The following is a 12,509-nucleotide window of genomic DNA, read 5'->3' as shown; positions in this document are numbered from 1 at the left end:
ACCTCTCCTCCTCTCTTATCCCTTATCAGTATAGCCATATTCCTGATAAAATTAAAATATCAGACAGAGGGTCAACATTTTCTCTTTATGTTTCTTTCAATTATACTAAGATTACAGGAGGTGGAATAATGAGCAAAGAAGAAATCATTCGACTGACCGCATTGTCGACAAAAGCCGGCTGAGGATGCAAAATCGGTCCGGAAGACCTGTCGCACGTGCTGCGGCAAATCAATGCTCCTCAACCTAATGCTGATGTTCTGGTTGGCTCTGGAACTAATGATGATGCAGGTGTATATAAATTGACAAATGAAATAGCGATGATTCAATCGGTCGATTATTTCACTCCGATAGTAGACGACCCATATGATTTTGGACAAATAGCCGCCGCTAATGCTTTAAGCGACATTTATGCTATGGGAGGCGAAGTCAAAACAGGGCTCAATATCGTCGGGTACCCGATTAAGAAGCTGGGACCGGAACTTCTTGCCCAAATCCTTCAAGGGGCACAGGATAAAATGACAGAGGCCGGTGGCGATATCATTGGCGGCCATTCGATTGATGATCAGGAACCCAAATTCGGCATGGCTGTGACTGGTGTGGCCCATCCGGAAAAAATATACCAAAACTCAACGGCACAACAAGGCGACGCTGTTGTGTTGACTAAGCCTATCGGGGTCGGAATCCACACCACTGCTATAAAACGAGACCTTCTCGAGGATGTCGAAAAAGAACGGGTTACAAAAACGATGGCCGCATTAAATAAAGCAGCTTCCGAACTTTTAGCAGGTTATCGGGTGCATGCAGTGACGGATGTAACTGGCTTTGGGTTATTAGGTCATAGCTATGAAATGGCCGCCGGAAGCGGTGTCAGTATCCATCTTTCTTATCATCGGGTTCCTCAGTTGAAACGGACAATAGAGCTGGCCGGGAAAGGCGTGATTCCTGGAGGTTCTAAAGCTAATCATGCCTGGCTCGACGGGCAGGTCCATTATCACGAGGAACTTACAGAAGTACAACAGCTTATCTTATGTGATGCGATCACTTCTGGAGGGTTATTAATATCCATGCCAATAGAAGATGCTGAATCTTATGTAGAAGCTTTCAATCGTATAGGGGATATGAAAGCTTCCATTATAGGTGAAGTGAAAAAGGCAGAAGATAAAAGAATCGTGGTGCATCCATAATAAAGAGGCTGAGCTAAGGAAATAACTTTCCCTAGTCAGCCTCTTGTTTATTCGATAGTATTTTGGATGGCTGTTTCAGCCATTTTCTCCCATTCTCAATGCGTATAGTCACACCAGCTTCATCACCATTCTCAAGCAGAGGCACAAGGTATTTACGAGAGACTTGGAAAACTTCCTTTGCTTCCTTCAAAGAAAACGCTTCTTCCGTCTCATGGTACAGTTGTTCAAAACTTTCCCGTACCGGCTGGATGTGTACCAAATGTTTCCCATCCAGTTCCCAGGCCAGGTTTTGCTGCAAGTAAAACAGTTTTAATTCCTGCATCCAACTATCCGGTACACCCAGCTCCACCCCATACGAGTTCCAGGTTTTTACCTCCAGGCCATCCTGCCTCCATTGTTTCTCCAATGCATGAAAGTGGTCCGCCCATTCCTTTGGAAAGTAGGGTGCGAAGGAAGGGAGAGCAAAGTATTGCCCGAAAGCTTTTAGTTCGCCTTTCTTCAACCAGTAGTCCATTAGACGTTTTCCAATCGGTTTATTTAATGGAAGCTGAGCAATAAGTTCCGCCTTATTTTTACCAGCTCGAAGAGGGTTTTGGTCATGGTATTCCTTTAAACTTCCAGCTATGTCCTCTAATAGCCTGTCTACTTCTTCTTTCAGCATATAGCCATTGCTGAGTACGATTATTCGACCTTCAGCAATATTGGTTTGCAGCATATCTTTTAATTGCTTAGGATCCATTGCTGTATCTTTCCATAACCCTTGTTCATCCATCCATTTAGTTTGGTGTAATAAATGGATTAAGCGTTCTTCCGGCGTCGTTTTACTCTTCTCTTTGAGCATTTCAACAGTATTAACACCAAACCGATGCTTTTCAGCCCCCGCTTCAATCACCACTCCACCTCCTATCGTTTCTACAGGGGTCGGACGGCGAAGAATGAAACGGTCACTTCTTTTGGCTACGACAGGTTCGTTCAGGCGAAGTTGACAAAATATTTCCTCGCTGCTTTCTGTCACCTCATTGCGATCGAAGAATACGATTTTACCGGCTGCCTGAGCAGTACCAATATAAACATTTACAGGAGCACGCTGTTTTATTGGGGAAAGAAGATGATCGACCAGTGTGATGCGTACATCAAGAGTTTGGGTAGTAATAAAAGCATCACTTTTCACCATGACGTCCCCTCGCTTAACATCTTCCTTTCCGAGACCGGTAATATTGACGGCAGCACGCTGGCCGGCAAAAGCCTGAATAACTGGCGTATGATGAACCTCAATCTGACGGATTCTGGCTTGTTGATATTGAGGCAGGAACAGAACACGATCTTCTATCCGCAGGCTCCCTTCAAAAATGGTACCTCTTACGATTGTACCCTGTCCTTTTATCGTAAACGATTGATCCACCGGCATGCGAAAAGCGCCTGATGCGTCGCGCGTAGGCTGGACGGAAAGTTTTTCTCCTATTAACTGTTCAAGCTCATAGATACCTCTTCCAGAAAGACTATCGACGAATAATAATTCCGCACGTTCATAACTTTTCCCTTTCACGTAAGAACGGATATCCTCTTCAACTAGTTCTTCCATTTCTTCATCGATCAGATCAGCTTTGGTGACAACGAGAATCGCTTCTTCCACACCAAGTAGAGATAGAATGTCCATGTGCTCCCTTGTTTGTGGCATAATCCCTTCATCGCCAGCAATGACAATGATAACCAGGTCTATGCCAGCAACACCGGCGATCATTTGCCTGATAAATTTCTCGTGTCCTGGTACATCGATGATCGATACATTCCAATCATGATTCTGCAATTTCAATGGGGCAAAACCGGGCTCAATAGAAATATTCCGTTCTTTTTCTTCTTTCAACCGGTCGGTATCCACTTCTGTCAATGCTTTCGTTAAAGCTGTTTTACCGTGATCAATATGACCGGCCATGCCTATGGTATAAAAACGTTTATGCAAAAAAATCCCCCTTTTCCTTTGGAGAACAATAAGAAAAACACGCTTGCATGGCAAACGTGTCATTCAGCTGGTAATACAAGCCGAAAAGTCGTTCCAATCGTTTCATTCGGATGAATTTCAAAAAATCCGTTGTGCTTGTCTAAGATTTGACTGCTGATCATCAGTCCCAGCCCGGTTCCGTTCTTTTTCGTCGTAAAAAAAGGCTCAGCAATCTTTTGCCTGACATCCTCAGGTATCCCAGGTCCCTCGTCGTTAATGTCAATATGAACACGATTTTCTTTCCGGGATACTCTTATTTCCAACAGTCCGCCTTCCTGCATGGCTTCAATTGCGTTTTTAATGATATTGATGAATACTTGTTTGATTTGAGAACGATCACAAAAAATGAAAATTCCTTCAGGGATTTCCGTACGGATGGTAATACTCTGCATTTTAGCCTGGGTATCCATCAATGTGATGACATCGTCCAGCATATCTTTCAATGACTCACTTGTCCGTTCGTCTGTCATTGGTTTGGAAACAAACAGTAATTCGGACGTTACTGACTCCATTTTCTCAATTTCTTCGAGCATAATTTTATAATATTCTTCCTCTTTTCGGATTCCCGCTTGGAGCAGCTGAAGAAATCCTTTCAAAGAAGTAAGCGGGTTTCTGATTTCATGCGCAACACTAGCTGCCAACTGACCGGCAACTGTCATTTTTTCCGCATGCATAATCTGCTCTTCCATCATATTGTGATCCGAAATGTGCTGGGAAATGGTCAAAATATAAGTTTTACCATCTGCAGGGTTGAGTTTTTTGGAGATGATGGTTTTCATCAATATATACCGTCCACTTTTTTCCTTTACCAGTATGTTTGTCGTATGGGTCTGGTCAGGTTTTTGACCTAACAAACTCCGTATCTTATGATGATCTTTGATATGGATATACTCCCCTGCTTTGGAATCTACTACTTCCTCCACATTAAAACCAAGCCACTGGGTTACTGATTTGGAAATAAATTTAATATTGCCCTCCAAATCAAAAATCGTCACAAGATCATTTCCGTTTTGTTCAATCCACGACTGAAAACAATCGGGTAGAGAGGAAAAATCATAGTATGTATAAGGAGTAAGATTTCCTTGCTGTTCAGATGAATCAAGGTCATGGTTACCCATTCTACCCGCTCCTTCCTTTCTATCTAAATATATAGTATCTTACATGGAAAAGCTACTTCAAGTTGAAGAATTCATTTTCAAAGAAAATAAGCGAAAATGTAAAGCTTGTCATTTCACGTTCCAGATTTTATAATTGCTTATGTTACTATTGGAAGGCAATATCCTGGGGCTGGTTGCTATGCTGGTGCAGGCCACAGTCTTCAAAACTGCTTGTGAGGCGCGTGCCGTCTCAGGTGGGTTCGATTCCCACACAGTCCCGCCAATAAGTTATACTTATCATACTATAATCTGACAAACAGGTAAAACTTTTGGCCTATTATGTCATGATTGAAAGAAATGAATGTGGCTTTGATTTGAATATATGATGAAATAGGTGGTTTTATGTCAGGAGGATTTTCATTATTTATCATAGGCTGGGCAGTCATCATGATTGTATTGCTGGCTATCGGTGGATTCTTCATGTTCCGAAAGTTTTTGAAACGTCTTCCTAAAGAAGATGGAAAATCGGATATGGATTGGGAAGAATACTATTTAGAAGAAACAAAACATATGTGGGGCGAACAGGAAAAGCAGCTGCTGGAAGAACTGGTCGCACCTGTACCAGAACTTTTCCGTGACATCGCCCGGCAAAAAATTGCCAGTAAAATTGGAGAAACCGCTTTGAAGAAGGACAGAAGCAGAATTACGGAAGATGTCATCGTCGAAGGTTACATCATAGCAACACCAAAAAGAGACCATAAATTTTTGATTAAGACACTGGAAGAAAAAAATATTGACCTTACACCCTACCGGTATCTATTGCAAGAATAAAACGAAAGCCTGTCCTACGCGCTTGTTCGGGACAGGCTTTTGTTATGCATTAGAGGAAAGTAACCTAATATAAAGAAGGCTTCCACCATAAATTCCTGGCGAAAGCCTTCTTTTTTCAATAGACGATTTCATTTTTGGTTAGTGACTTTTCAAGCTGCAGAAAACGATACAACATGGCTGCTCTCCATGTCACAATCATGCCAAATGCTAATAGAAAGAACATTCCGCTTGTTTCGCCAAATGAAATCGTTTGACCGACCATTAATTTCAAGGTTAAACGAACGACTAATAAACCAATCAATATGAAGGCAAATGCCTTTGACTGCTTCAGGTAGATGTTCCCGTCTCTAATTTCGAATTTGGAAGTGATAATCAGAAAAATAGAGAATAAAGCACCGACACTGATTGCTTCGACTACTTGCAGCCATCCAACTCGGAAGACCGGGAATATAAACATGAATGCTCCTGTGCTCATAAATAACGGTGGTAAAATGATTTTTTTTACACTGGCAGGTCGCCTGGCAGCTCTCAAACGGATAAGAATCATTAAACTAGCCATGAATGCCGCCACAATTGTACTTGCAAACAACCAAAACATATCTTCATCCACTCATTTCTTGCGTCGTTCTCTTCAGCGGGTGTATTGCTGAAAGGCTCCTTAGGCAGTTTCATCCTTTCGATCCTGGGCAATCGTCAAGATGATCGTCATCGTAACTCCTATGACAGTCAAATAAACACCTAAATCAAACAATAAGGCAGTCGCAAGTTCTGTTTTTCCCAGGATCGGCAGTTGGAAATACGCGAAGGTCTGACTTAAGAATGGCTGCCCGAATATAAAGGACCCGACTCCTGTTCCAACAGCAATCAATAGTCCGATAGGTATGACTACTCGAAAGTTGATCGGAATGATTTTCGCAACCGACTCCATCCCATAGGCCATGTACATTAATACAATAGCCGCAGATGTCATCAATCCTCCGATAAAGCCGCCTCCAGGCTTATTATGACCGGCAAAAAACAGATAGACTGAGAAGCCGAACAAGATGAAGGCAATCAACGTGGTGGTTGTTCTAAGTATCAAGTCATTAGTTTTAATCATCATGTAGTAACTCCTTTATGACGTAGATAGTGTCAATTTTAATATAGAATATTTGTAAAATCCATAGTTAAGGTTTAATGCTCCGATAGTCATCATAACATAAAGAGAACTTTCCTTCCCCATTTGCAATTCTTTCTTTTACCGGAAGTTGCATTTTTGGGTTATTTTATATTGTCAAGGTGCACTTCTGAAAGTTTTATGTTAAAAAATTGAATTTTATGTGAAAATATTCTATAGTTAAAGTAATGAGACAATTATTTCGTTATAAATATTAACGGGGGTGCGCTATGGTAAGGACTGCATTTTCTCTTGTTATGAGCGTGATTTTTTTGATAGTCCAATCCATGATTGTAATGGCTATCAAAGGTTATGAAATGATTCATTTTGACAATTATTCCTTGCTTGCCTCAGTACTGGCGGTCAATTTCTTTTTAAGCTTCTCGATTTTGACAAATATTAAATACTGGATCAATGGCCGTTATGAAAACTCCGATTATCCTGTAGATCAATAGTAAAAAAACCTTCTTTCCTTATGTGAAAGAAGGTTTTTTAATTTTGGTTATTTTGTCTGCTGATTGTTCATAGCACGCATCATCTGGTTGATTTTTTTCTGGGATGGTTTTTGCCCCATTTGCATCATCAATGTACGCAGCATTTGTTCATTGATAGGAGGGTTCTTCTTCAAATAGTTCATCATATATTTTCTTGCAATGAAAAACCCGAGGGCTACACCGCCGATCAAAGCCAGGATGGCAATGACGATGACCCATACAATACCCAAGCTCATTCTCCGTCTTCCTCCTTCATGTTGTCTCTTATACAGTATAACAGTATAGTAAAATGGGCATGAGAATACAATAGCATGTCTTTTTGAAAAACTGCTATTTTCTCATAGTTCTTTTTTCAGTTCTCCCTGCTTATAATAGCATTTCTTTCCTTTGTGGTGAAATCCATCCATACTGCCGGCTGGCATACTCTGCAATAAAAAAACAGTGATCAATCATTCGCAGCTTGTGAAAAAGCAGTTGTTCAGCATCCATCAAACTATCACACTGTATAAGACACATTTCATTTGTTATCTCTATTATACCATGGGGTTCAACCCATTTTGTCATTTTTTCATCTTCCAGATATTCTTTTAAATCGAAGCCTGCATCTTCTTTTAATAAATGTATCAAGGATCTCTCTGGAAATGACTTCGTAATGAATTGAAACTGCATTCTATATAAATCTATATGAGAATTATTGTGATACTCTTGAAAAAAGCGGAACAATAACTCTGTTTTATAATAATATTCTTTTGAGATCTCCTCTTTTACTGCATAGACATAGTAAAGGTCCATCCACTAACCCCTCCTGTTTGAGGGATATTATAGCGGTTGTACCACAATAAATCTGTCAAATGCTGAAAAAGAAAACATCGAGTTTTGTCGAATGTTTAATTAGTTGCATGCAAGAATAAAAAGGGCTGTCTCTAACCGGAGAGACAGCCCTTTTTTGCATGTCAACTTCTCGCTTGATTCATTCGTTTACTTAAACAGTTTTTCTGTTTGTTTTACTACGTTATCAACGGTGAAACCATATTCTTTCATAACGGTTTCGCCGGGTGCTGAAGCACCAAAGATATCGATGCCAATAACAGTACCATCTAAACCTACATAGCGTTCCCAGCCGAAGGAGGAAGCCATTTCAATCGCAATCCTCTTGGTAACTGATTTTGGCAATACACTTTCTTTATATTCATCCGGCTGTGCCTGGAAACGATCGAAAGAAGGCATACTTACCACACGTACATCATAGCCTTTTTCCTTTAATTGGGCCTGTGCCTGTACAGCAAGCTGAACTTCAGAACCTGTCGCTAATAACAGAGCATCAGGTGTTTCTTTTTCAGACGGGCTTAATACATAAGCACCTTTCTTTACCCCTTCATAGGCATGATCAGCAGTACCAGGCAAAGTAGGAAGTCCCTGGCGCGTCAAAACAAGAGCTGTTGGTGTAGTTTTGGATTCCAAAGCCACTCTCCAAGCTGCGCTGGACTCATTACCATCAGCTGGACGGATCACAGAAAGGTTCGGCATCGCCCTAAGGGATGATAACTGTTCAACTGGTTCGTGCGTAGGTCCATCTTCCCCTACAGCAATTGAATCATGCGTAAACACATAGTTCACCGGCAAGTTCATAAGTGCAGACAGACGAATGGCTGGACGCATGTAGTCGCTGAAGACGAAGAAAGTACCAGCGTATACTTTCAACCCGCCATGTAACGCCATTCCGTTCAGGGCAGCAGCCATAGCGAATTCCCGGACACCGAACCAGATATTACGGCCGGCATAATTGTTTTTAGAGAAGTCATCTTCTCCTTTGACAGCAGTTTTATTCGAGCCGGCAAGGTCTGCACTTCCCCCGAAGAAGTATGGAATAGCTTCAGACAATGCATTGATGGCCTCTCCAGAAGAAGCACGGGTTGCCAATTTATCTTCTTCGGTATAAGTAGGAAGAGACTTGTTCCAACCTTCTGGAAGATCGCCATTAACGGCCTTTTCGAATTCTGAGCCTAATTCAGGATTGGCTTTGTTATAGGCTTCCAGCAAGTCATTCCATTCTGACTCTTTCGCTTCCCCATTCTTTTGAATCTTTTCCTGGAAATCCTGATAAACTTCTTCCGGTACATGGAACGCTTCATCGTGGCTCCACTTATAATGTTCTTTGGCTGCATTTGCTTCTTCTTCCCCTAATGGAGCACCATGGGAATCTGCTTTACCTGACTTGTTTGGAGAACCATAGCCAATGACTGTCTTCACTTCAATCATTGTCGGCTGATCCGTATTTTCTTTTGCTTCTTTAATCGCTTCACTGATAGCTTTGGTATCATTTCCGTCTTCGACACGGATTACTTGCCATCCGTATGCTTTATAACGATCTTCAACGCTTTCAGAGAAAGCACGGTTCAAATCTCCGTCAAGGGAGATGTCGTTGGAATCATATAAAACGATTAGCTTTCCAAGTCCAAGGTGGCCTGCAAGAGAAGCAGATTCCTGGGAGACCCCTTCCATCAAGTCACCATCACTGCAGATACAGTAGGTATAATGATCGACAACTTTATGGTCGGCCGTATTATACTTGGCGGCAAGATGTGCTTCAGCCATCGCCATACCAGTAGACATAGAAATACCTTGACCTAATGGCCCTGTAGTCGCTTCAACACCGTCAGTATGACCAAATTCAGGGTGTCCTGGTGTTTTGGAGTCCCATTGACGGAAATTCTTCAAATCGTCGATGGTTACATTGTATCCAGAAAGATGAAGCAAGCTGTAAATCAGCATGGAGCCGTGACCTGCTGATAAAACGAAACGGTCGCGGTTGAACCAATTGGAATTTTTAGGATTATGGTTCATATATTCTGTCCAAAGTGTATAAGCCATTGGCGCTGCCCCCATAGGCATACCCGGGTGGCCGGAGTTGGCTTTTTCTACGGCATCGATGGTCAATGTCCGTATCGTGTTGATAGATGTCTGTTCAATCGTGTTTGACATGGAATAATCCCCTTTCTCGCTCTGCATTATGTACCATCTATAATCCTATAATGAAAATGGCATATAGACAAGCGTTGTCACCTGATTTTAAGATTTACTTTTGAAGTTTTCCCCGAGAATGGAATATTAAACAGATGTACATCTTGTTTTATGTGGGTTTTATATAGATGAAGACAATAAAAAAAGCCGTACTTTAAAAAGTACGACTGCTGGATTAATGTTTCTTTTCGTTACGCTGCATTCGCTTTACTTTATCCGGTGTTACGTCATTCCCTTCCGGATCAACGACCTTCATACTTTTCAGTTGGTTTTTGAAAGACTTACGGACATTGCCGAGGTATTCTTGACGTAATTGCTGCTGTTCGTCTTTCTCTGCTTTTGTTAGGGATTCTGTTTTTGATTTATTGGCTAATTCGTTTATACGATTGAGTTTTTCTTTTGATAACATGCGTACACACTCCTTTTTGTAAGCCCTTATAAGAAGATCCTGTTCTGTTCCCTCAAATACTTTTGGAGGCAGCGTTAGTTAACCAGTTCTTTAAGTGCTAAAAAGACAAGTGTCCTATGACCCTTGTCTTCTATAATATATTAACTTTTATCTTCATCTTTTTCAAGCGAGATGTATTCCTGGTAACGCCGATGGACAGTAGCTTTGGAAACATCATATCCAAGTCCGCGCAACGTGGCGGCAATCTCTACGAAGGTCAAATTATTGGATCTAAGCCGGACGACTTCCTCTATCGGAAATTCAATCCGCTCCCTCCCTCTTGCCAGTTGCTGGTTGGAAAGATTTTCACCTGGGTTATATCCTCTTTCCATCGCTTTGTTCATGCCACGCTTTATTTTCAGGTTATGAATTTTACGCTGGTACTCTTCCACAATACCTACAATCTGCAGAACCATAGAGTCTGATTCAGACAGCTGCAACTCTCCCTGATGAGAGAGAGATAAGACTTGCACGTCCATTTTTTGAAGCTGATGGAACAGTGCAATCTTCGTATTACCACGGCCTAAGCGTGTTTCATCCTGAATTAATAACCCTTCAGCCTGTCCTCCGGAAAACCGGTCAAGCATCTGGAATACACCCTCACGCTCAATTTCGTAACCGCTCGCTTGTTCTTTTATTACGTCCACAACTTCCATGTCCTTCTGTTCGGCCATAGCAAGCAGTTCTGACTCCTGCCTGGCTAATGACGTTACTTGTGCTTCTTTTTCTGTACTGACCCTGCAATAGATGATTACGTTCATTTCTGCGATCCTTTCTGCTCGTTAATACGGATAATAAACTATAGACCTAATGTCAGCTGCTGATTGTCATAGCAGCATATAAGAATGCCAGACTCAAAATAAAAAGAATTATATAGGTCATGTCCAGTTTAGATAGTTTATCAAACATTTTAACCCCTCCATACAGAACTTTTGTTCGCATTTGCTAATTTCATTATATACGAACATTCGTTCTTGTCAAGAAAAACTCGAACGAATGTTTGTATTGTGGAAATCAACATGGTACAATGTGGTTAATAAAAACATATGTACGAGGTGTGCTTATATGAGTAAATTATCGAAGCGGCAACAGGAAATATTGAAATTCATAAAAGAAGAAGTACTGGCAAAAGGCTATCCACCTTCTGTACGCGAGATAGGACAGGCTGTTGGACTTGCCTCCAGTTCCACGGTCCACGGTCACCTTGCGAGGTTAGAGAAAAAAGGTTTCATACGAAGAGACCCAACAAAGCCTCGTGCAATAGAGGTATTAGAATTAGAAGAAGAACAAAATATTCCGAGAAGTGAAGCCGCCTATGCCCCGGTAATTGGTAAAGTAACAGCCGGCTCTCCTATTACAGCAATTGAAAATATCGAAGAATATGTACCGCTGCCGGAGAACCTGGCCGGCGGGGAAGAAAATACGTTCGTACTTGTAGTCGAAGGAGAAAGTATGATTGAAGCTGGTATATTGGATGGAGATATGGTCATTGTGAAACAGACACCAACCGCTCAAAATGGTGAAATTGTCGTTGCCATGACGGAAGACGAAGAAGCCACAGTCAAACGTTTTTTCAAAGAAAAAAATCATATCCGTCTGCAGCCTGAAAATGCTACCATGGATCCGATTATCCTTCAGGATGTATCTATTCTGGGAAAAGTAGTGGGGTTATACCGTGCGATCCATTAATACCCCCCTCTCTTATTATATGTGTCAATCATAAATAAGCTTAAAAGGACAACCACCGAATACTAATAGCGGTGATTGTCCTTTTTGTTTTATATTAATACTGAATCATTTACCGTATAGGAATACCAAACCCTAGTATATAACTATAAAAAGCGCTGATTATGTGCTTTTTTCTTATCCATTAACTAGACATAGGACTAATTAACTGAATTATCAATATATTCTGACTATAAGTTGCTTTTCCACCTGACGCTCCTTTATAATAACGTACAACCGTTATGAAAGAATGGTGTTATTTATTTTAAAGGAGGAATTGAATGAAGACAGAGAACTTTCAGTTAGTAGATATTACAGATAGTATTAATGGAAAGTTAGAAGAAGGAAACATGAATTTATACCTTTATAAGGAAAAAATCGGCTGTATTTTAATGACTGGTGAAGAAAATCGTTACGAAATGATAGAAGGTTTCAAATACCAAAAAGGAAAAATCTTTCGTATAAATAAAGTGAATGATATTCAGCAATACGTAAGTGATTGCGATCTTGGATGGTGTTGACCCATAAATAAAGCCATTGATGCGTGGTGCATC

Annotated in this window: 14 protein-coding genes and 1 tRNA gene; 6 read left to right on the top strand and 9 right to left on the bottom strand. The window is 41.1% G+C overall.

The annotated features are described in order from the left end of the window. Positions 1-128: 128 nt before the first annotated feature. Positions 129-1,184 (top strand): selenide, water dikinase SelD, encoded by a 1,056-nt coding sequence (selD, locus tag FHS45_RS05910; RefSeq protein ID WP_082412063.1) that lies wholly within the window; start codon positions 129-131, stop codon positions 1,182-1,184. A 31-nt stretch (positions 1,185-1,215) separates the two neighbouring features. Here the strand turns inward: selD and selB are convergent, their stop codons facing one another. Further along, positions 1,216-3,144, bottom strand: coding sequence for a selenocysteine-specific translation elongation factor (gene selB / locus FHS45_RS05905; RefSeq protein WP_062446009.1), 1,929 nt, complete (start codon positions 3,142-3,144; stop codon positions 1,216-1,218). A gap of 59 nt (positions 3,145-3,203) precedes the next feature. Beyond that, positions 3,204-4,301, bottom strand: a complete 1,098-nt coding sequence (locus FHS45_RS05900) for an ATP-binding protein (protein ID WP_062446008.1) — start codon at positions 4,299-4,301, stop codon at positions 3,204-3,206. A 165-nt stretch (positions 4,302-4,466) separates the two neighbouring features. Here FHS45_RS05900 and FHS45_RS05895 point away from each other — a divergent pair. Both FHS45_RS05895 and FHS45_RS05890 read left to right on the top strand, forming a co-directional pair. After that, positions 4,467-4,563 (top strand) — tRNA-Sec (locus tag FHS45_RS05895). 119 nt (positions 4,564-4,682) lie between these two features. Next, on the top strand, positions 4,683-5,111 hold the full coding sequence (locus FHS45_RS05890; RefSeq protein WP_062446007.1) for a DUF2621 family protein: 429 nt from the start codon (positions 4,683-4,685) through the stop codon (positions 5,109-5,111). A 115-nt stretch (positions 5,112-5,226) separates the two neighbouring features. On the opposite strand, the gene FHS45_RS05885 is transcribed toward FHS45_RS05890, so the two are convergent. Beyond that, positions 5,227-5,709 carry a CcdC family protein gene (locus FHS45_RS05885; protein WP_062446006.1) on the bottom strand — a complete coding sequence of 161 codons (483 nt, stop codon included), beginning with the start codon at positions 5,707-5,709 and terminating at the stop codon, positions 5,227-5,229. Positions 5,710-5,769: 60 nt separating this feature from the next. Beyond that, entirely contained in the window at positions 5,770-6,210 is a 441-nt protein-coding gene (locus tag FHS45_RS05880; RefSeq protein ID WP_062447955.1) for a Na(+)/H(+) antiporter subunit B, read from the bottom strand. Positions 6,211-6,563: 353 nt separating this feature from the next. Here FHS45_RS05880 and FHS45_RS05875 point away from each other — a divergent pair, with 353 nt between their 5' ends. Next, a complete protein-coding gene (locus FHS45_RS05875; protein WP_166761372.1) occupies positions 6,564-6,722 on the top strand; it encodes a hypothetical protein in 159 nt (52 codons plus the stop codon). 47 nt (positions 6,723-6,769) lie between these two features. On the opposite strand, the gene FHS45_RS05870 is transcribed toward FHS45_RS05875, so the two are convergent. The 5 genes from FHS45_RS05870 to FHS45_RS05850 form a co-directional block, all read right to left on the bottom strand. After that, positions 6,770-6,997, bottom strand: a complete 228-nt coding sequence (locus FHS45_RS05870) for a YneF family protein (protein WP_062446004.1) — start codon at positions 6,995-6,997, stop codon at positions 6,770-6,772. Between the two features lie 130 nt (positions 6,998-7,127). After that, positions 7,128-7,553 (bottom strand): sporulation inhibitor of replication protein SirA, encoded by a 426-nt coding sequence (gene sirA / locus FHS45_RS05865; RefSeq protein WP_062446003.1) that lies wholly within the window; start codon positions 7,551-7,553, stop codon positions 7,128-7,130. A 186-nt stretch (positions 7,554-7,739) separates the two neighbouring features. Further along, complete coding sequence (gene tkt, locus FHS45_RS05860; protein WP_062446002.1) at positions 7,740-9,743, bottom strand: transketolase; 2,004 nt, start codon at positions 9,741-9,743, stop codon at positions 7,740-7,742. Positions 9,744-9,957: 214 nt separating this feature from the next. Next, a complete protein-coding gene (locus tag FHS45_RS05855; protein ID WP_062446001.1) occupies positions 9,958-10,191 on the bottom strand; it encodes a DUF896 domain-containing protein in 234 nt (77 codons plus the stop codon). Between the two features lie 140 nt (positions 10,192-10,331). Further along, positions 10,332-10,991 carry a YneB family resolvase-like protein gene (locus FHS45_RS05850; protein WP_062446000.1) on the bottom strand — a complete coding sequence of 220 codons (660 nt, stop codon included), beginning with the start codon at positions 10,989-10,991 and terminating at the stop codon, positions 10,332-10,334. A 304-nt stretch (positions 10,992-11,295) separates the two neighbouring features. Here FHS45_RS05850 and lexA point away from each other — a divergent pair, with 304 nt between their 5' ends. Both lexA and FHS45_RS05840 read left to right on the top strand, forming a co-directional pair. Next, positions 11,296-11,919, top strand: coding sequence for a transcriptional repressor LexA (gene lexA, locus FHS45_RS05845; protein WP_062445999.1), 624 nt, complete (start codon positions 11,296-11,298; stop codon positions 11,917-11,919). Positions 11,920-12,236: 317 nt separating this feature from the next. Beyond that, complete coding sequence (locus FHS45_RS05840) at positions 12,237-12,476, top strand: DUF2553 family protein (protein WP_062445998.1); 240 nt, start codon at positions 12,237-12,239, stop codon at positions 12,474-12,476. Positions 12,477-12,509 lie beyond the last annotated feature (33 nt).

Origin of the sequence: Thalassobacillus devorans (assembly GCF_011761345.1) — a bacterium.
GTDB lineage: Bacteria > Bacillota > Bacilli > Bacillales > Halobacillaceae > Thalassobacillus > Thalassobacillus devorans.
Note: the sequence above shows the minus strand (reverse complement) of the source record. Positions and strands in the feature narration are given on the sequence as shown.

Coding starts and splice junctions, on each gene's coding strand:
- FHS45_RS05900 (WP_062446008.1), bottom strand. CDS start 4,301: ATGGGTAACCATGACCTTGATTCATCTGAACAGCAAGGAAATCTTACT.
- FHS45_RS05890 (WP_062446007.1), top strand. CDS start 4,683: ATGTCAGGAGGATTTTCATTATTTATCATAGGCTGGGCAGTCATCATG.
- FHS45_RS05885 (WP_062446006.1), bottom strand. CDS start 5,709: ATGTTTTGGTTGTTTGCAAGTACAATTGTGGCGGCATTCATGGCTAGT.
- FHS45_RS05880 (WP_062447955.1), bottom strand. CDS start 6,210: ATGATTAAAACTAATGACTTGATACTTAGAACAACCACCACGTTGATT.
- FHS45_RS05875 (WP_166761372.1), top strand. CDS start 6,564: ATGGCTATCAAAGGTTATGAAATGATTCATTTTGACAATTATTCCTTG.
- FHS45_RS05870 (WP_062446004.1), bottom strand. CDS start 6,997: ATGAGCTTGGGTATTGTATGGGTCATCGTCATTGCCATCCTGGCTTTG.
- sirA (WP_062446003.1), bottom strand. CDS start 7,553: ATGGACCTTTACTATGTCTATGCAGTAAAAGAGGAGATCTCAAAAGAA.
- tkt (WP_062446002.1), bottom strand. CDS start 9,743: ATGTCAAACACGATTGAACAGACATCTATCAACACGATACGGACATTG.
- FHS45_RS05855 (WP_062446001.1), bottom strand. CDS start 10,191: ATGTTATCAAAAGAAAAACTCAATCGTATAAACGAATTAGCCAATAAA.
- FHS45_RS05850 (WP_062446000.1), bottom strand. CDS start 10,991: ATGAACGTAATCATCTATTGCAGGGTCAGTACAGAAAAAGAAGCACAA.
- lexA (WP_062445999.1), top strand. CDS start 11,296: ATGAGTAAATTATCGAAGCGGCAACAGGAAATATTGAAATTCATAAAA.
- FHS45_RS05840 (WP_062445998.1), top strand. CDS start 12,237: ATGAAGACAGAGAACTTTCAGTTAGTAGATATTACAGATAGTATTAAT.